Source organism: Streptomyces sp. NPDC047002 (genome assembly GCF_040704505.1).
In the GTDB taxonomy this organism is placed as follows: domain Bacteria; phylum Actinomycetota; class Actinomycetes; order Streptomycetales; family Streptomycetaceae; genus Streptomyces.
This window is the reverse complement of the sequence record NZ_JBEYWC010000007.1, coordinates 203,570-222,246: the sequence shown is the minus strand read 5'-3', so window position 1 is coordinate 222,246 and position 18,677 is coordinate 203,570. Positions and strand designations below refer to the sequence as shown.

The following is an 18,677-nucleotide window of genomic DNA, read 5'->3' as shown; positions in this document are numbered from 1 at the left end:
CTCAGGCCCTGGCGCCCTCCGCGGCGGCGAAGGCGCACCCCGCCAGGTGGTCGTTGACCAGGCCGCAGGCCTGCATCAGCGCATAGGCGGTGGTGGGCCCGACGAAGCGGACGCCGCGCCTCTTGAGCTCCTTCGACAGGGCCTTCGACTCGTCGGTGACGGCCGGGACGTCGGCCGTGGTGCGCGGCAGCGGGCGGGTCGCGGGGTCGGGCGCGTACGACCAGACGAGGTCGGTCAGCTCGCCGGGCGCCCAGCCGGCGAGGGACTTCGCATTGGCCAGGGTGGCGTCGACCTTGGCGCGGTTGCGGATGATGCCCGGGTCGGCGAGCAGCCGCTCCCTGTCCTTGCCGGTGAAGCGCGCGACCTCGGCGATCCGGAAGCCGGCGAAGGCGGCGCGGAAGGTCTCGCGCCTGCGCAGGATGGTGATCCAGGAGAGCCCCGACTGGAACGCCTCGAGGCTGAGCCGCTCGAACAGCGCGTCGTCGCCGCGCACCGGCCAGCCCCACTCGGTGTCGTGGTAGACGACGTAGTCCTCGGTGGACACGCCCCAGGGGCAGCGCGGCAGCCCGTCGGCCCCGGCGACCGTGCCGCCGCTCACCTGCCGCCCTCCCCCTCGCCGCGGCCCTCGGCGCCAGGCGCGCCCCCGCTCCCCCGGCCGTCCCAGCCGCTGCCCTCGGCGTACCCCGGGTGCTCGGGGGATTCGCCGTAGCCGGGGGCTTCGGTGTGTCGGCGGGATTCCGGTCCGCAGCCCTGGGCGTACGGCCGGTCCTGGCCGTACCGCTCCTGCCCGTACCGGTCCTGGCCGTACTGCTCCCGGCCGTACTTCTCTGCGAAGGCGTCCGCGCCGCCGTACTGCCCGCGGGCCCCGTACGGCTGCCGCGCGGCGCCGCCGTGGACGCCGGCGAGCGCGGACTCCAGCTCGGTGATGCGCGCGTCGCGCTCGGCGAGCTCGGCGCCGAGGCGGCTGAGCACGTCGTCGACGTCGGCCATGCGGTAGCCGCGCACGGCGACCGGCAGCCGGACGGCGTCGATGTCGGCCGAGCTCACCGGGCGGGCCTGCGGCAGCGGGTCGGTGAGTCGCTCCGGGGCGGTCTCCGGCAGCACGGCGCGGTCCCCGCCGCCCAGGACCGCCATCGTGACCGCGGCGACCACCACGACCATCGCGATGAGCAAGAACCAGAACACGTGCCTCTCCCCGGTGCCGAAGCCGATCTCTCGGAACGCAGAACTGCGTCGCACCGATCGTGCCACGAGCCACTGACACCCGGGGCGCGACCGGCCCCGTAAGGTCGGTGCCTGGGCCGGTCCCGGCGCGCCGGGGTGCGGGGGCGGCGGGAGCGCGGGGCGAGAGGAACGGTACGAGGCATGAGCGGCGGCACTCTGCGGCTGGGGCGGCGCGAGTTCGGCGAGCACGAGCAGGTCGTCATGGCGATCGTCAACAGGACGCCCGACTCGTTCTACGACCAGGGGGCGACCTTCCAGGACAGGCCGGCGCTCGACCGGGTGGCGCGCGCCGTGGACGAGGGCGCGGAGATCGTCGACATCGGCGGGGTGAAGGCCGGGCCGGGCGACGAGGTCACCGTGGCGGAGGAGATCCGCCGCACGGTGGGCTTCGTCGCCGCGGTGCGCGAGCGCCACCCCGACGTGGTGATCAGCGTGGACACCTGGCGGCACGAGGTGGCGGACGCGGTGTGCGCGGAGGGCGCCGACCTGCTCAACGACGCATGGGGCGGGGTCGACCCGCTGCTCGCCGAGGTCGCGGCGCGCCGGGGCGCGGGCATCGTGTGCACGCACGCGGGCGGCGCAGAGCCGCGCACCAGGCCGCACCGGGTCGCCTACGACGACGTGATGGCGGACATCCTGCGCGTGACCGTCGGCCTCGCCGAGCGCGCCCGCGACCTCGGGGTGCGCGAGGACGCCATCCTCATCGACCCGGGACACGACTTCGGCAAGAACACCCGGCACTCCCTGGAGGCCACCCGCAGGCTGCCGGAGATGGCGCGGACGGCCTGGCCGGTGCTGGTGTCCCTGTCGAACAAGGACTTCGTGGGCGAGACGCTCGACCGGCCGGTCAAGGAGCGGGTGCTCGGCACGCTGGCGACGACGGCGGTCTCGTCGTGGCTCGGCGCCCGCGTCTACCGCGTGCACGAGGTGGCCGAGACCCGGCAGGTCCTCGACATGGTGGCGTCGATCGCGGGCCACAGGCCGCCCGCCGTGGCCCGCCGCGGCCTGGCCTGACGGGAGCCGCGGGGCGCGCCGGGGGGACGTGCGGCGCCCGGGTCCCTCCGCGGGCTCCCGGGCGCTTGTCGTCTCGTGTGCCGGGTGCGCGGCCGCTGCCGCGGCACGCCCGGCACCGCGGGTCAGGGAGTGGGCCCGTGGCCCCGGTCCGTGCCCGCTTCCTTGCTGACCAGGCTGACCGCTTCCTCCACGTCGTCCGTGACGTGGAACAGCAGCAGGTCCTTCTCCGCGGCCTTGCCCTGGGCGACCACGGTGCCGCGCAGCCACTCGACGAGGCCGCCCCAGTACTCCGTGCCGAACAGCACGATCGGGAAGCGCGTCACCTTGCGCGTCTGCACCAGGGTGAGCGCCTCGAACAGCTCGTCCATGGTGCCGAGGCCGCCCGGCAGGACCACGAAGCCCTGCGCGTACTTGACGAACATCGTCTTGCGGACGAAGAAGTACCGGAAGTTGACGCCCATGTCGACGTAGGGGTTGAGCCCCTGCTCGAAGGGGAGCTCGATGCCGAGGCCCACGGAGATCCCGCCCGCCTCGTGGGCGCCGCGGTTGGCCGCCTCCATGGCGCCGGGGCCGCCGCCGGTGATCACGGCGAATCCGGCCTGGACGAGCGCCTTGCCGATGCGGACGCCCGCGTCGTACTCGGGCGAGTCCGCCGGGGTGCGGGCCGAGCCGAACACACTGATCGCGTCCGGCAGTTCGGCGAGGGCGCCGAAGCCCTCCACGAACTCGGACTGGATGCGCATGACCCGCCAGGGGTCGGTGTGCACCCACGCGGAGTCACCCGCGGTGTCGAGCAGCCGCTGGTCCGTGGTGCCTGCCTGCACCCGGTCGCCGCGTCTGAAGACCGGTCCGAGCCGCTGCTCCTCGGGCCCCGCCGCCTCCTCGGGACTGCCCATCAGCCGCTCCTCTCTCGTCCTGGTGTGTCCTGGTCTGGTGATGATCCTCGAAATTCTCTCCGCCTCTTTTCCTCACTTGCTGTCTCCCGGTCTCCCGGTCTCCCGGGTTTCCCAAGTTTTTCTGGGGCGCCGGGTTTCCCTGGGCTCGTTCCCGGGTCCCCCGGTTCCGTGCCCTCCCGCAAGCGTAGAGGCACGGACATGACGAACGGCGAAATTCCGGCCGTCGGTACGGCGCAGGTCAGCGGCGGTGGAGCGGTCAGGAGGTGAGCCAGCTGCGCAGCCGCTCCTCGCAGTGGACGATGCGTTCGACGGCGACCCGCTCGTCGACCTTGTGTGCGAGCAGCGCGTCGCCAGGACCGTAGTTCACCGCGGGCACACCGAGCGCGCCGAAGCGCGACACGTCGGTCCAGCCGAACTTGGGCTGCGGGGTACCGCCCACCGCCGCCATGAACGCGGCGGCCGCCGGGTGCGAGAGCCCGGGGAGCGCGGCGCCCGAGTGGTCGGTCACGGTGAATGCGGCGACGCCGCAGTCGGCGAACACCTCGCGGACGTGCGCGACGGCCTCCTCGGCGCTGCGGTCGGGCGCGTAGCGGTAGTTGACCGTGACGGTGCAGGCGTCGGGGATGACGTTGGTCGCGACGAAGCCCTCGATGCGCACGGCGTTGAGGCCCTCGTGGTACTCAAGGCCGTCGATGACCGGCCTGCGGGGCTCGTAGGCGGCGAGGCGGGCGAGGATCGGGGCGGCGGCGTGGACGGCGTTGGACCCCGTCCAGCTGCGTCCCGAGTGCGCGCGCTCGCCCGCGGTGGTCAGCTCGACCCGCAGGGTGCCCTGGCAGCCGCCCTCGACCTGTCCGTCGGAGGGTTCGAGCAGGACGGCGAAGTCGCCGGCCAGCCAGTCGGGATGCGCCTCCGCCACGTGGCCGAGGCCGTTGAGGTGGGCCGCGACCTCCTCGTTGTCGTAGAAGACGAAGGTCAGGTCGCGGTTGGGCGCGGGCACGGTGGCGGCGATGCGCAGCTGCACGGCGACGCCCGACTTCATGTCGGTCGTGCCGCAGCCCCACAGCACACCGTCCTCGTCGAGCCGGGACGGGACGTTGTCCGCGATCGGGACGGTGTCGAGGTGCCCGGCGAGCACCACGCGCTCGGGGCGGCCGAGGCGGGTGCGGGCGACCACGTTGTTGCCGTACCGGTCGACGGTGAGGTGCGGGAGCGTGCGCAGTGCCCGCTCGACGGCGTCGGCGAGCGGGCCCTCGGTGCCGCTGACGGAGGGCTGGTCGACGAGGCGGGCGGTGAGCGCGCCCGCGTCGAGCGTGAGGTCGAGGAAGTCGGACATGCAGGTGACACTAACCCGCCGGGACTCCGGGCCCCCAACACCCGTGCTCCGGCACGTTTTCCCTGGTCTGCCCGGGTACGGGGGCGGCCGCTTCGGCCGTTGCCCACAGGCGCGCTGCCGGGGTGCCACGCTCCAGTACGGTGGGCGCGTGTCCGAGACTGTCACGCGCTCCCGCCGCGGCCGCGTCCTGCGGTTCGCCGCCGCCCTCGCGGTGCTGCTCGCCGTCGCCTCGTACGTCGGTGTGCAGTATCTGACCGGTGGGGGCGGTGGCCCCACCAAGTGCAGTGTCCGCGCGTCCGGCGCGGCGGGCGGCACCTTCGAGCTGACGCCCGAGCAGGCGTCGAACGCGGCGACGATCTCGGCGGTCGGCATCACCCGCGGCATGCCGGAACGGGCCGTCACCATCGCGCTCGCGACCGCGCTCCAGGAGTCGGGGCTGCGCAACCTGCCGTCCGGGGACCGCGATTCGCTCGGCCTGTTCCAGCAGCGCCCGTCGGCGGGGTGGGGCACGCGGCAGGAGATCCTCGACCCGGTGTACGCGTCGACGCAGTTCTACGAGCACCTGGGGAAGATCCCTGACTACGGGCGGCTGCCGCTGACGGTGGCCGCGCAGGAGGTCCAGCGCAGCGGCTTCCCCGAGGCGTACGCGAAACACGAGCCGGACGCGACGCTGCTCGCCGCCGCGTTCACCGGTTCCGCGCCCGCCGCGCTGACCTGTCCCGCGCCGTTCGACCACGCGCCCGGCGACCCGCGTGCGGTGCGTACGGCGCTGGTGCAGGCCTTCGGTCCGAAGGTGCTGCCGGAGGGCGGCGCGCCGGACCGCACCGCCCCGGCAGCCGCCACGAGTTCTGCGGCCTCGGGCGCTTCCGACGGCGGTACGGGGTCGGTCGCCGACACGTCGGACGCCGCCGCGGTGTCGGCGCCCGCCACGACGGGCCCCGGGCCCGAGCGCTCCGGGGCCGCGGGTTCCGGTGCGGCCGGTTCCGGTGCGACGCCCTCGCAGGACCCCGAGGCCGCGGGCTCCGCCGCGCTCTCCGTGCCGGTGCGCGCCCTGCCGGGCGCCGAGGGCACGGTCGACGCGGCGGGCGCGAGCGCGCAGCGGCGCGGCTGGGAGCTGGCCCACTGGGCGGTGGCCAGGGCGGGCGCGCTGCACATCACCCGGGTGGCGTACGCCGGGCGGGTGTGGAGCGCGGCGGACGCCGGGGCGGACTGGCAGCGCGCGGCGGGGAAGTCGGGTGCGCCCTCCGCCGCCGAGGTGACGATCGGCCTCGCGCAGTAGTTCGGCTTGTCCCCCGCGCGGTGGGGCGCGGCAGACCCGTGCGGCACATTCCCGAGGATGGTCCTTTTGTCGGCCCGCATCCCCGGTCCGCTTGGGGCGCTTGTGGAGTGACGGTTCAGCAGCCACGGGCCCGGGTTGACGTTTGCCCGTTTTCACCCGACTCCGACAATACGACGCATTGCCAATTCTTTACCTTGCCGCTCCGCAACCTGGGCCGCCCCTCAGGGAGTTGTCACGGCGTCCGACCGACGCCCGACCCGAAGGACCCTGGCCGACCGGCCTGGCCGCGGGCGCCGCTCATCCCGAAGGAGCATCATGTCCCTCCCCCTGACCCGCCGCATCGCCCGCGCCGCGCTGCTCGTCGCCGCGGGCGCAGCCGCCCCCGTCGTGGCCTCGGGCGCAGCCAACGCCGCGTCGCTGCCGCAGGCCACCGACCTGGGAGCGGTCAGCTCGCTGGACGGCGCCAACCTGGGCGACACCGTCGACCACGGCGCGCGCTCGGCCACCGACATGGCGGGCAAGACCGGTGCGCACGTCGTCGGCACGGCCGTCCCTGCCGCGGGCAAGACCCTCGGCTCGGCCGGCAAGACCGTGGCGCCCGCGGCGCAGCAGGTCGCGGGCCAGACCGCGGGCAGCGCCGGCACCCTGCTCGGCGACACCGCCAAGAACAACCAGCTGCCGAGCCTGCCGCTCGGCGGCTGACGCCCCGGCACACGGAAGGCCCGGAGCACCCCGCTCCGGGCCTTCTTCACGCCTGTGCGGCGCGGACTCAGCCGCCGAGCCGCTTGACGGCCGCGGCGACCCGCTCGTCGGTCGCGGTCAGCGCGACCCGCACGTGCCGGGCCCCGGCCTCGCCGTAGAACGCACCGGGCGCCACCAGGATGCCGCGCTCCGCGAGATAGCCCACGGTGTCCCAGCAGTTCTCGTCGCGCGTGGACCAGAGGTAGAGCCCGGCGTCGCTCAGGTCGACGCGGAAGCCGTTGCGTTCGAGCGCGGCCCGCAGCGGGCCGCGCCGCGCCGCGTACCGCTCGCGCTGCTCCGCCACGTGGGTGTCGTCGCCGAGCGCCGCGATCGTGGCCGCCTGCACCGGCGAGGGCACCATCATCCCGCCGTGCTTGCGCACCTGGAGCAGCTCGCCGAGCACGTTCTCGTCGCCGACGAGGAAGGCCGCGCGGTAGCCGGCGAGGTTCGAGCGCTTCGACAGCGAGTGGATCGCGACGAGGCCCTCGTACGAGCCGCCGCACACGTCGGGGTGGAGCACCGAGACCGGCTCGGGGCCCTCCCAGCCGAGCTCCAGGTAGCACTCGTCGCTGAAGACGAGCACGCCGTGCTCGCGCGCCCAGGCCACGATCCGCGCCAGCTCCCCCGCGGGGAGCACGCCGCCGGTCGGGTTGGACGGGGAGTTGAGCCACAGCAGCTTCAGGCCTGCGGGGTCGAGCTCGGTGGGATCGGCGTAGGGGGCGAGGCCCGCGCCCGCGAGCCGCGCGCCGACCTCGTAGGTCGGGTAGGCGAGGCGCGGGTAGGCCACGCGGTCGCCGGGGCCGAGCGCCAGCTGCACGGGGGCCCAGGCGACGAGTTCCTTGGAGCCGACGACCGGCAGGACGTTGCGGTGGGTGAGCCCGGCGGCGCCGAGCCTGCGCCCGGCCCAGCCGGTGAGCGCGTCGCGCAGCGCGGCCGTGCCCCAGACGGTCGGATAGCCGGGCGAGTCCGCCGCGTCGGCGAGCGCACGCCGCACGAGCGCGGGCACCGGGTCGACCGGCGTGCCGATCGAGAGGTCCACGATCCCGTCGGGATGGGCGCGGGCGGTCTCCTCGTACGGCTTGAGCCGGTCCCACGGAAAGACCGGAAGGGACTGCGACAGTGCGGGCACGGTGCTCACTTACTCTCTCGTACGGTGTCGGCCCCGCGCCGCCGCGCGCGAGGCGCACGCGGAACGGGCGCAGACACGCAGGTCCCGCACGGCGACTACCGTGCGGGACCGTGGACGCGGGGGGTCAGCCGTTCTGCGGGGGCAGCGCGGCGACGAGGGGGTGGTCCCGCTCGATCAGCCCGAGCTTCGAGGCGCCACCGGGGGAGCCGAGCTCGTCGAAGAACTCCACATTCGCCTTGTAGTAGTCCTTCCACTCGTCCGGGGTGTCGTCCTCGTAGAAGATCGCCTCGACCGGGCAGACCGGCTCACAGGCACCGCAGTCGACGCATTCGTCCGGGTGGATGTACAAGGACCGTGAGCCCTCGTAGATGCAGTCGACCGGGCACTCCTCGATGCACGCCTTGTCCTTCACGTCGACACAAGGCTGCGCGATGACGTAGGTCACGCTGTCGTTCCTCCTCCATAGGGCGCGGCGGGCCGATCTGCGGCTCCGTCCACGGGCGCGCGGGAGCGCGGCGTCGTCGATGCCCGCATCTAGTATCTCCGTTCCCGGGCACGATCCGAACAGGAGGGGCGCGCAGAGCAGTGGAAATCACCGGCGCAGGACGTCTTGAGGTCCGGATCAGCCCTGCTGATGTGGGCAAACGGGTATCAGTCCGACGGCTGACCGGAGCATCCGACGGCGCGGAAAAGTTCACCGACACGGTGGGTGTTCTCACATCCTGGGACGGCGGGGTGATGCGGGTCACGCGCCGCTCCGGCGAGGTGGTGGCCATCGACGCGTCGACCCTGGTGGCCGGGAAAGTCGTGCCCGACGCACCGGGGGCGCCCGCGCGCCGCAGGGGCCCCGCCGCGACCCGCGCCGAGCTGGCCGCTGTCGCGGCCCGCGCGTGGCAGCCCGTCGAGTCCGAGCCGCTCGGCGGCTGGCGGCTGCGCGCGGCAGGCGGCTTCACCCGGCGCGCGAACTCGGCGCTCGCGACGGGCGACCCCGGCGTGCCGGTCGCCGAGGCGCTGGCCGCGGTGCGCCGGTGGTACGAGGCGCGCGGGCGCACCCCGTACGTCCAGCTGGAGGCGGAGTCGGCGGCCGAGCAGGAGCGGGTCGCCGACGCGTTCGCGGCGCACGGCTGGCGGCCCGAGGCGGACACGGAGGTCTGGACGGGCGCGCTCGCGCCGGTCGCCGACCTGGCGGCGGACACGGCGGGGGTGCGGCTCTCGCGGACGGTCGACGAGGCGTGGCTGCGCCGCTACCACCGCACGGAACAGGCGGTGGGCCCCGAGCAGTTGCACGTCCTGCGCAGCGGCCCCTCCACCTGGTTCGCGACGGTGCCCGACCGGGCGGGCGACGGCGGGCCGACGGCGATCGGCCGCTGCGTGGCCGACGGCCGCTGGGCGGGGTTCATGGCGGTGGAGGTCGACCCGGCGCACCGGCGCAAGGGGCTCGCGCGCGCCGTGATGGCGGCGCTCGCGCGCCGGGCGCTCGACGAGGGCGCGTCGGCCGCCTGGCTCCAGGTGGAGGACGACAACGCGGCCGCGCGCGCGTTGTACACGGACATGGGGTTCGCGGCCCACCACGCCTACCGGTACTTCCGGCCGGCGTAGGGCAGCGGCCACGGCGCCGCGCGAGAGCTGAAGGGCCGGTGGGAGCGGTGGGGAAACCGTACGAGAGGGACGAGCGGCGGGCCGCCTTCGCCGCAGAGGCGCGGGCCGAGCGGCCCGACCCCGCGGTGCTGTGCCTGCTGATCGGCGCGGAGGCCGACCCCGCGGCGGGCGAGGCGGAGCTGGACGCGGCGCAGGCCGAACTCGACCGGCTCGCCGGGCTGCTGCCGTTCGGCCCGCGCGACCCGGCGGACTGGGCGCGCGCGGTGGGCGACCTGCTGGGCGGGCGGTGCGGATTCCACGGCGTGCCCGCCGACTACCGCAGGCTGGAGTCGTCGCTGCTGCCCGAGGTGCTCAGGCGGCGGCGCGGGCTGCCGATCCTGCTGTCGCTCGTGTGGACCGAGGTGGCGCGGCGCGCGGGCGCCCCGGTGTGCGGGGTGGCGCTGCCCGGGCACTTCGTCGTCGGGTTCGGGCCGCACGACGCTCTGGTGCTCGCCGACCCGTTCGCCGGCGGGGCCGTGCTCGGCGGGGAGCAGGCGGCCGCGCTCGTCGCGGGCACGGCGGGCGGCCCCCTGCCCGCCGGGGCGCTGCGGCCTGCCGAGCCGCTCGACGTGGTCGCGCGCGTGCTGAACAACATCAGGGCCTGGGCGTCGGGCCGCCCCGAGCACAGCGGGGTGGCGCTGTGGGCGCTGGAGCTCGCGATGCTGCTGCCCGCGCACCCGGCGCGGCTGCGCTACGACCACGCGCGGCTGCTCGTGGAGCGCGGCGACTATCTGCGCGGCGCGGCGGAACTCGAGGAGTACGCGGACGTCGTGGCGGCCGTGGAGCCCGCGACGGCCCGGGCGATCCGCCACCGGGCGCGCGCCGCCCGCGCCCTGCTGAACTGACGGGCCGCCGCTGCGGCCCCGGCGCGCCGTGCCGCGCCGCGGTGGGCACGGCACGGCGAGCCGGCCCCGGAAGGCCCCCCGCACGTTCCGGTGGCCGCTCCAGCATGGCCTGGAGCACGGCCGTGCTCCAGGCGTGGAACGACGAGTTGCGCGGGGCGCAGCGCGTACCGACCCGACCGGCCTGGACGGCTCGCCCGGCCGGTGCGTGGCCTGCTGGTGCACTGCACTGCACTGCACTGCCCGGGGCGGCACCCGCCGCGAGCGCGCCTTCCTCGGCAGGACGCGCGCGCTGCTGCGGGGCACGGACCGGCGCGCGGCGCTGCTGCGACGCAGGGCGCACGCGCCCGCCGTCCTCGCCGGCGCGGGCGGCGGAGGCCCGACGCCCCGGGGGTCCACGGTGCTCGTGCTGCTCGCGGAGGCGCTGCCGGCGACGGCGAGGGCGGCGGCCCCGGACAGCGCCGTGAGCGGCCCGCCGTCGCCCGGGTGGGTGCTGCCTGCATCCGGGCGTATCTGCGCGTGCGGACAGCGCGGACGGCCGCGAAGAAAGTGCGCTCTGTAGCCATATGGGGTGTATTTGGGTCCAAAGAGATCTTGGGCTGAAGAGGAGGCACTCCATGCGAGGAGCCACGCACGCCAAGTGGGCCGCCGGCGCGATCGCCGTCGCCCTCACGGCAACGGCCTGCGGCGGGGGCGGCGACAGCGGCAGCGGTGGCAGCGGCGCGAACGGCATCGTGAGCGCCTCGTGGGGCGACCCGCAGAACCCCCTGGAGCCTGCGAACACCAACGAGGTCCAGGGCGGCAAGGTCCTCGACATGCTCTTCCGCGGCCTGAAGCGCTACGACCCGAAGACGGCCAAGGCGCAGAACTGGCTCGCCCAGTCGATCACCACCAAGGACTCGCAGAACTTCACCGTCACGGTGAAGAAGGGCTGGAAGTTCTCCAACGGCGAGAAGATCACGGCGAAGTCGTTCGTGGACGCCTGGAACTACGGCGCGTACCTGAAGAACAACCAGGTCAACTCCCCGTTCTTCCAGTACATCGACGGCTACGACGACGTGCACCCCACCTCGGGGCAGCCCAGGGCGAAGACGATGTCGGGGCTCAAGGTCACCGGGCCGCAGACCTTCACCGTGCGGCTGTCGCAGAAGTTCTCCACCTGGCCCGACACCCTCGGCTACGCGGCCTTCTCACCGCTGCCGAGCACCTTCTTCACCCACCACGCGGCGTGGCTCGCCAAGCCGGTCGGCAACGGCCCGTACACCATCAGCAAGTACACCAAGGGCTCACAGATGCAGCTGCGCCGCTGGAAGGGCTACCCGGGCCCGGACAAGGCGCGAAACGGCGGCGTCGACCTCAAGGTCTACACCGACAACAACACCGCCTACACCGACCTGACGGCGGGCAACCTCGACCTGGTGGACGACGTGCCGGCGGCCCAGCTGAAGAACGTCAAGTCCGACCTGGGCGGCCGGTACATCAACACCCCCGCGGGCATCATCCAGACCCTCGCGTTCCCGTTCTACGACAAGCGCTGGAACAACAAGAACGCGGTGAAGCTGCGCACCGGCCTCTCGATGGCCATCAACCGCGCGCAGATCACGAAGACGATCTTCAACAACACCCGCACGCCCGCCACCGACTGGACCTCGCCGGTGCTCGGCGCGTCCGGCGGCTACCAGAGCGGGCTGTGCGGCAAGGCGTGCGCGTACAACCCCGCCGAGGCCCGCAAGCTCATCCGGCAGGGCGGCGGCATCCCCGGCGGCCGGATGACGATCGCGTACAACGCCGACACCGGCTCCCACAAGGAGTGGGTGGACGCCACTTGCAACAGCATCAACAACGTGCTGCACAACGACAAGGCGTGCGTCGGCGCGCCCGTCGGCACCTTCGCCGACTTCCGCAGCAAGATCACGCAGCACAAGATGACCGGGCCGTTCCGCGCCGGCTGGCAGATGGACTACCCGCTCATCCAGGACTTCCTGCAGCCGCTGTACTACACGGACGCCTCGTCGAACGACGGGAAGTTCTCGAACCCGCAGTTCGACAAGCTGGTCAACCAGGCCAACGCGGAGACCGACAGGGCGCGCGCGGTGAAGCTGTTCCAGCAGGCGGAGGGCGTGCTGCGGGACCAGATGGGGGCCATCCCGCTCTGGTACCAGAACGGCAGCGCGGGCTACTCGGACCGCGTGTCCGACGTCCGCCTCAACCCCTTCAGCGTCCCGGTCTACGGGGACATCAAGGTCAAGTGACGCTCGGGGCCCCCTGCGCGGGTCCGGCCGGGCCCACGTGCCCCGGCCCCGGATCCGGCCTGACCCGCACGAAAGCCCCTGAGCGCCACCCACGGCCCGGCGCGCACCCGCGCGCCGGGCTCCCGTACGGGGCGCGGGCGCCGCGGCACCCCGGCGCCACCGCACCCCGAAGGCACGACGACCCGCGGAGGCCGGCATGGGACGCTATGTGATCCGGCGGCTGCTCCAGATGATCCCCGTGTTCATCGGGGCCACGCTGCTGATCTTCCTGATGGTCAACGTCATGGGCGACCCCGTCCAGGGGCTGTGCGGCGACAAGGCGTGCGACCCGGCGACGGCGGCGCAGCTGCGCAGCGAGTTCGGCCTCGACAAGCCCCTGTGGCAGCAGTACCTGACGTACATGGGCCATGTCTTCGAGGGCAACTTCGGGACGGCCTTCAACGGGCAGCCGGTGATCGAGCTGATGGGCGACGCCTTCCCCGTCACGATCCGGCTGACGATCATCGCGATCATCTTCGAGATCGTCATCGGCATCGCGCTGGGCGTCGCGACCGGCCTGCGCAGGGGCAGCCCCGTCGACACCACGGTGCTGCTGCTGACGCTGGTGGTGATCTCCGTGCCGACGTTCGTCACCGGCCTCATCGTCCAGCTGCTGTTCGGCGTGAAGTGGGGCGTGATCCAGCCCTCGGTCTCCCCCGAGGCGCCGTTCGACCAGCTGATCATGCCGGGCCTGGTGCTCGCCTCCGTCTCCCTCGCGTACGTCACCCGGCTGACCCGCACCTCCATCGCGGAGAACCGGCGCTCCGACTACGTGCGCACGGCGACCGCCAAGGGCCTGCCGCGGCGCCGGGTGATCGTGCGCCACCTGCTGCGCAACTCGCTGATCCCGGTGGTCACCTTCATCGGCACGGACATCGGCGGCCTGATGGGCGGCGCGATCGTCACGGAGCGGATCTTCAACATCCACGGCGTCGGCTACCAGCTCTACCAGGGCATCCTGCGGCAGAACTCGCAGACCGTCGTGGGCTTCGTGACCGTGCTCGTGCTGGTCTTCCTCGTCGCCAACCTGCTGGTCGACCTCCTGTACGCCGTACTCGACCCGAGGATTCGGTATGCCTGAACAAGTCCCGAGGAACGCGGGGGAAGGCGCCGTCGCGCCCACCGGCGCGGGCGGCGCGATGGACCTCGCCACCGAGGGCGCGGGCCCCGGCAACGTGCCGGGCGCGCCGGAGGGCGGCGGGGCGTCCGGCGAGGCGCGCAGCCTGTGGTCGGACGCCTGGCACGACCTGCGCCGCAACCCGGTCTTCCTCATCTCCTCGCTGGTGATCCTCTTCCTCGTCGTCATCTCGATCTGGCCGTCGCTGATCGCGTCGGGCAACCCGCTCTCCTGCGACCTGGCGAAGGCGCAGGACGGCCCGGCGCCCGGCCACCCCTTCGGCTTCAACGGGCAGGGCTGCGACGTCTACACGCGCACCGTGTACGGGGCACGCGCCTCGGTCACGGTCGGCGTGTGCGCCACGGTCGGCGTGGCGATCCTCGGCTCCGTGCTCGGCGGGCTCGCCGGGTTCTTCGGCGGCTGGGGCGACGCGGTGCTCTCCCGGATCACCGACATCTTCTTCGGCATCCCCGTGGTGCTCGGCGGCCTCGTGCTGCTTTCCGTGATCACCAACACGACGGTGTGGCCGGTGATCGGGTTCATCGTGCTGCTGGGGTGGCCGCAGATCTCCCGTATCGCGCGCGGTTCCGTCATCACCGTCAAGCAGAACGACTTCGTCCAGGCGGCGCGCGCGCTCGGCGCGTCCAACACGCGGATGCTGGTGCGGCACATCATGCCCAACGCGATCGCGCCGGTGATCGTCGTGGCGACCATCGCGCTGGGCACGTACATCTCGCTGGAGGCGACGCTCTCCTACCTCGGGGTCGGCCTCAAGCCGCCGACCGTGTCGTGGGGCATCGACATCTCCACCGCGTCGCCGTACATCCGCAACGCGCCGCACATGCTGCTCTATCCGGCGGGCGCCCTGGCGATCACGGTGCTCGCGTTCATCATGCTGGGCGACGCGGTGCGCGACGCCCTCGACCCCAAGCTGCGCTGAGGAGCCCGCATGCTGCTCGAAGTGCGCGACCTGCACGTGGAGTTCCACACCCGCGAAGGGGTCGCCAAGGCCGTCAACGGCGTCAGCTACGCGGTGGACGCGGGCGAGACGCTCGCCGTGCTCGGCGAGTCCGGTTCCGGCAAGTCCGTCACGGCCCAGGCGATCATGGGCATCCTCGACGTGCCGCCGGGCCGTATCTCCGGCGGCGAGGTCCTCTTCAAGGGCCGCGACCTGCTGAAGCTCAAGGAGGAGGAGCGGCGCAGGGTGCGCGGCGCCGGGATGGCGATGATCTTCCAGGACGCGCTGTCGTCGCTCAACCCGGTGCTCAGCGTGGGCCAGCAGCTCGGCGAGATGTTCACCGTGCACCGCGGCATGTCCCGCAAGGCCGCGCGGGCGAAGGCCGTCGAGCTGATGGACCGGGTCCGCATCCCCGCGGCGAAGGAGCGGGTCAACCAGTACCCGCACCAGTTCTCCGGCGGCATGCGCCAGCGCATCATGATCGCGATGGCACTGGCGCTCGAACCCTCGCTGATCATCGCGGACGAGCCGACGACCGCGCTCGACGTGACCGTGCAGGCGCAGGTGATGGACCTGCTCGCCGAGCTCAGGCGCGAGCTGGACATGGGGCTGATCCTGATCACCCACGACCTGGGCGTGGTCGCCGACGTCGCCGACCGGATCGCCGTGATGTACGCGGGCCGCATCGTGGAGACGGCGCCGGTGCACGACATCTACAAGGCGCCCGCCCACCCCTACACGCGCGGCCTGCTCGACTCGATCCCCCGGCTGGACCAGAAGGGCCAGGACCTGTACGCGATCAGGGGCCTGCCGCCCAACCTGCTGGACATCCCGCCGGGCTGCGCCTTCCACCCCCGCTGCCCGCGCGCCAGGGACGTGTGCACCACGGACGAGCCGCCGCTGTACGAGGTGAGCGCGGCCCGGCGCAGCGCCTGCCACTTCTGGAGGGAGACGCTCGATGACGTCGACGACTGAGGCGCAGGCGGGGACGGAGACCGTCCTCGCGGTGCGCGACCTCGTCAAGCACTACCCGCTCACCCAGGGCGTCGTCCTGCGCCGGCAGGTCGGCGCCGTGAAGGCCGTCGACGGCGTCTCGTTCGCCCTCGGGGCCGGCGAGACGCTCGGCATCGTGGGCGAGTCGGGGTGCGGCAAGTCCACCGTCGCCAAGATGCTGGTGCACCTGGAGGAGCCGACCGGGGGCCGGATCACCTTCAAGGGCGAGGACGTCACGCAGCTCTCGGGCCGGGCGATGAAGGCGGTGCGGCGCAACATCCAGATGGTCTTCCAGGACCCGTACACCTCGCTCAACCCGCGGATGACGGTCGGCGACATCATCGGGGAGCCCTTCGAGATCCACCCGGAGGTCGCGCCGAAGGGCAGCAGGCGGCGCAGGGTGCAGGACCTGCTGGACGTGGTGGGCCTCAACCCGGAGTACATCAACCGCTATCCGCACCAGTTCTCCGGCGGCCAGCGCCAGCGCATCGGCATCGCGCGCGGGCTCGCGCTGCAGCCCGAGGTGATCGTCGCGGACGAGCCGGTCTCCGCGCTCGACGTGTCGGTGCAGGCCCAGGTGATCAACCTGATGGAGCGGCTGCAGGGCGAGTTCGGCCTGAGCTACGTGTTCATCGCGCACGACCTGTCGATCGTCCGCCACATCTCCGACCGGGTCGCGGTGATGTACCTCGGCAAGATCGTGGAGACCGGCACGGACACCGAGATCTACGACCACCCGACGCACCCGTACACGCAGGCGCTGCTTTCGGCGGTGCCGCTGCCCGACCCGACGGGCCGCGAGCACCGGGAGCGCATCCTGCTCCAGGGCGACGTGCCCTCTCCCGCCAACCCGCCCTCAGGCTGCCACTTCCGCACCCGCTGCTGGAAGGCGCAGGACATCTGCGCGCGTGAGGAGCCGCCGCTCGCCGTCCCCTCGTGGCTCGCCGGCGCGGGCCCCGCCGCCCACCCGTCGGCCTGCCACTTCGCCGAGGAGAAGCGGATCGTGCCGACGCGCCCTGGCCCTGCGGACGGCGGCGGCCCGGGTGCGGGAGGCGGCCCCCGCGCGGACGGCGGCGGCTCAGGACAGCCCGAGTGAGCGCTTGACGAAGGCGAGCTGGAGCAGCAGCAGGTTCTCCGCGACCTGCTCCTGCGGCGTCATGTGTGTGGCACCGGTCAGCGGCAGCACCTCGTGCGGGCGGCCCGCCTCCAGCAGGGCGGTGGACAGCCGCAGCGAGTGGGCGACCACCACGTTGTCGTCGGCGAGGCCGTGGATGATCATCATCGGCCGCGCGGGCTCCGCGGCGAGCGAGAGCCCGGCGTCGGTGATCAGCGAGTTGCGCGCGTAGACCTCGGGGCGCTCCCCCGGGTCGCCGAGGTAGCGCTCCTGGTAGTGCGTGTCGTAGAGGCGCAGATCGGTGACGGGCGCGCCGACGACGGCCGCGTGGAAGACGTCCGGCCTGCGCAGCACGGCGAGCGCGGCGAGGAAGCCGCCGCCCGACCAGCCGCGGATCGCGACCCGGTCGAGGTCGAGCGGGAAGTCGGCGGCGAGCGCGTGCAGCGCGTCGACCTGGTCGGCCAGGATCACCGACGCCATCTCGTCCTTGATCGCCTTCTCCCACCGGGGGCTGCGGCCCGGCGTGCCGCGCCCGTCGGCGACGACCACGGCGAACCCCTGGTCGGCGAACCACTGGGACGTCAGGTGCGCGTGGTGGGAGTGCACGGCGCGCTGCGCGTGCGGGAAGGCGTACGGGTCGACCAGGACGGGCAGCCTGCCGTCCGACTCCTGGTAGCCGGTCGGCAGCAGCACGGCGCTCGGGATGCGCCGCTCCCCCGCCTCCGTCAGTGCGAAGTGGGCGGTGAGCACGGGGTACTGGGCGTACGAGACCAGCTCGACGGGTGGGCGGCCCTCGCGCAGCACGGCCGCCGCGGGCCCGCTCGGGTCGGGGCCCGCCGTGCGCAGGACGGTGGCGCCGCCGCCGCGCACCGCCGTGTGCAGCCCGGGGCCCTCGGAGACGCGCTGCACGCCGAGCTCGTTGACGCGGTAGACGTGCACCTCGCCCGTCTCGGGGTCCGCGGCGTCGGGGCCCGCGGACGCGGAGACCAGGATGTCCCGCACGTCGACGTCGAGCACCGCCCGCACGTGCAGCTGGGGCCCGGTCAGGGCCCGGTCGCCGACGACCAGGACGCGGGCGCCGCCCTCGTCGGCGATCCGCACGAGGCGGCCGTCGGGCGCCCAGGCGGGCACGCCCGGGTGCAGTTCGAGCCAGGCCGGGTCCTCGTCCTGGTGCACGATCCGGGTCTCCCCCGTCACCGTGTTGACGCCGAGGTACTGGGTACGGCGCTGGTCGCGCGACTGGACGAGCAGCAGCGGCGCCCCGGCCTCGGACCAGTGCACGCGCGCCAGGTAGGGGAAGCGCGCCCGGTCCCAGACGACCTCCGTGCGCTCGCCCGCGAGGCCCATGAGGAACAGCGTGACGTCGGCGTTGGGCGTGCCGGCCGCCGGGTACGAGACGGAGGCCGGCGGCCTGTCCGGGTGGGCCGGGTCGGAGATCCACCATCTGCGGACCTTCGCGGTGTCGACCCGCGCGACCAGCAGCCGGTCCGAGTCCGGCGACCACCAGAAGCCGCGGGTGCGGTTCATCTCCTCCGCGGCGACGAACTCGGCGACGCCGTAGGCCACCTCGTCCTTCTCCGGCGCGGCGAGCTGCCGGTCCCCCGAGCCGTCGGCCTCCGCGACCCGCAGCGCGCCGCGCGTCACGTACGCGACCCTGCGGCCGTCCGGCGACGGCCTGGGGTCGATGACCGGTCCAGGGACGTCGAGCTCCCGCACCACGGGCTCCGTGAGCGAGGCGGTGAACAGGCGCCCCGACAGCGGGAAGGCGGCCGTTCGCACGGCCGCGTCGACCGCGTACCCGACGACGCCCGCCGAGCTCTCCCGCACCCGCTCGCGCCGCGCGCGCTCCTGCGCCGACAGCTGCTCGGGCGCGCCGCCGAGCAGCGAGGCCGGGTCGGCGGCGATCCGCTCCTTCGGCCCCTCGGCGCCCGCGAGGTCCACCACCCAGAGCCGGTTCACCCGATCGGTGCCCGACGAGGACCGCAGGAAGACCACGCGCTCCCCGTCGGGGGAGACGGTGAAGGCACGGGGTGCGCCCAGGGTGAAGCGCTGGGTCTTCGCGTGCTGACGCGGGAACGAGAGCTGATCCTTCAAGGTCATGGCACCGA

16 protein-coding genes and 1 pseudogene are annotated in these 18,677 nt (G+C 73.6%); 10 read left to right on the top strand and 7 right to left on the bottom strand.

What is annotated here, in order from left to right; translation table 11 throughout:
• Position 1: 1 nt before the first annotated feature.
• Positions 2 to 598, bottom strand: coding sequence for a DNA-3-methyladenine glycosylase I (locus tag AB0910_RS10165; protein ID WP_366744074.1), 597 nt, complete (start codon positions 596 to 598; stop codon positions 2 to 4).
• Between the two features lie 299 nt (positions 599 to 897).
• A pseudogene (locus AB0910_RS10160) lies at positions 898 to 1,185 on the bottom strand (DivIVA domain-containing protein); the annotation flags it as partial.
• A gap of 180 nt (positions 1,186 to 1,365) precedes the next feature.
• Here AB0910_RS10160 and folP point away from each other — a divergent pair.
• On the top strand, positions 1,366 to 2,238 hold the full coding sequence (gene folP / locus AB0910_RS10155) for a dihydropteroate synthase (protein ID WP_366744073.1): 873 nt from the start codon (positions 1,366 to 1,368) through the stop codon (positions 2,236 to 2,238).
• Positions 2,239 to 2,360: 122 nt separating this feature from the next.
• Here folP and AB0910_RS10150 read toward each other — a convergent pair whose 3' ends face one another.
• Positions 2,361 to 3,134 (bottom strand): TIGR00730 family Rossman fold protein, encoded by a 774-nt coding sequence (locus AB0910_RS10150; protein WP_366744072.1) that lies wholly within the window; start codon positions 3,132 to 3,134, stop codon positions 2,361 to 2,363.
• A gap of 256 nt (positions 3,135 to 3,390) precedes the next feature.
• Positions 3,391 to 4,467 carry a succinyl-diaminopimelate desuccinylase gene (gene dapE, locus AB0910_RS10145; protein WP_366744071.1) on the bottom strand — a complete coding sequence of 359 codons (1,077 nt, stop codon included), beginning with the start codon at positions 4,465 to 4,467 and terminating at the stop codon, positions 3,391 to 3,393.
• Between the two features lie 148 nt (positions 4,468 to 4,615).
• Between dapE and AB0910_RS10140 the strand changes: the two genes are divergently transcribed.
• Positions 4,616 to 5,746 carry a hypothetical protein gene (locus tag AB0910_RS10140; protein ID WP_366744070.1) on the top strand — a complete coding sequence of 377 codons (1,131 nt, stop codon included), beginning with the start codon at positions 4,616 to 4,618 and terminating at the stop codon, positions 5,744 to 5,746.
• 315 nt (positions 5,747 to 6,061) lie between these two features.
• Entirely contained in the window at positions 6,062 to 6,448 is a 387-nt protein-coding gene (locus AB0910_RS10135; RefSeq protein WP_345650412.1) for an ATP-binding protein, read from the top strand.
• A 67-nt stretch (positions 6,449 to 6,515) separates the two neighbouring features.
• Here AB0910_RS10135 and dapC read toward each other — a convergent pair whose 3' ends face one another.
• Positions 6,516 to 7,616: a succinyldiaminopimelate transaminase gene (gene dapC, locus AB0910_RS10130; protein ID WP_366744113.1), complete on the bottom strand. Its 1,101-nt coding sequence runs from the start codon at positions 7,614 to 7,616 to the stop codon at positions 6,516 to 6,518.
• Between the two features lie 124 nt (positions 7,617 to 7,740).
• Positions 7,741 to 8,061, bottom strand: a complete 321-nt coding sequence (gene fdxA, locus AB0910_RS10125; protein WP_225012661.1) for a ferredoxin — start codon at positions 8,059 to 8,061, stop codon at positions 7,741 to 7,743.
• Between the two features lie 140 nt (positions 8,062 to 8,201).
• Between fdxA and AB0910_RS10120 the strand changes: the two genes are divergently transcribed.
• The 7 genes from AB0910_RS10120 to AB0910_RS10090 all read left to right on the top strand — a co-directional run bounded on the left by AB0910_RS10120 (position 8,202) and on the right by AB0910_RS10090 (position 16,551).
• Positions 8,202 to 9,215, top strand: coding sequence for a GNAT family N-acetyltransferase (locus tag AB0910_RS10120; protein WP_366744069.1), 1,014 nt, complete (start codon positions 8,202 to 8,204; stop codon positions 9,213 to 9,215).
• A gap of 47 nt (positions 9,216 to 9,262) precedes the next feature.
• On the top strand, positions 9,263 to 10,099 hold the full coding sequence (locus AB0910_RS10115) for a transglutaminase-like domain-containing protein (RefSeq protein ID WP_366744068.1): 837 nt from the start codon (positions 9,263 to 9,265) through the stop codon (positions 10,097 to 10,099).
• Positions 10,100 to 10,713: 614 nt separating this feature from the next.
• Entirely contained in the window at positions 10,714 to 12,348 is a 1,635-nt protein-coding gene (locus AB0910_RS10110; RefSeq protein WP_366744067.1) for an ABC transporter substrate-binding protein, read from the top strand.
• 196 nt (positions 12,349 to 12,544) lie between these two features.
• A complete protein-coding gene (locus AB0910_RS10105; RefSeq protein WP_366744066.1) occupies positions 12,545 to 13,468 on the top strand; it encodes an ABC transporter permease in 924 nt (307 codons plus the stop codon).
• The gene (locus AB0910_RS10100; RefSeq protein ID WP_366744065.1) at positions 13,461 to 14,444 is read left to right on the top strand and encodes an ABC transporter permease; all 984 of its coding nucleotides are present in this window, start codon (positions 13,461 to 13,463) and stop codon (positions 14,442 to 14,444) included. Before AB0910_RS10105 ends, AB0910_RS10100 begins: the two co-directional genes overlap by 8 nt.
• A gap of 9 nt (positions 14,445 to 14,453) precedes the next feature.
• Positions 14,454 to 15,437, top strand: coding sequence for an ABC transporter ATP-binding protein (locus AB0910_RS10095; protein ID WP_366744064.1), 984 nt, complete (start codon positions 14,454 to 14,456; stop codon positions 15,435 to 15,437).
• Positions 15,421 to 16,551 (top strand): dipeptide ABC transporter ATP-binding protein, encoded by a 1,131-nt coding sequence (locus tag AB0910_RS10090; RefSeq protein WP_366744063.1) that lies wholly within the window; start codon positions 15,421 to 15,423, stop codon positions 16,549 to 16,551. The genes AB0910_RS10095 and AB0910_RS10090 overlap by 17 nt, the downstream gene beginning before the upstream one ends.
• On the opposite strand, the gene AB0910_RS10085 is transcribed toward AB0910_RS10090, so the two are convergent.
• The gene (locus AB0910_RS10085) at positions 16,534 to 18,669 is read right to left on the bottom strand and encodes a prolyl oligopeptidase family serine peptidase (protein WP_366744062.1); all 2,136 of its coding nucleotides are present in this window, start codon (positions 18,667 to 18,669) and stop codon (positions 16,534 to 16,536) included. The two genes, AB0910_RS10090 and AB0910_RS10085, sit on opposite strands and share 18 nt — an antisense overlap.
• Positions 18,670 to 18,677: the final 8 nt, after the last annotated feature.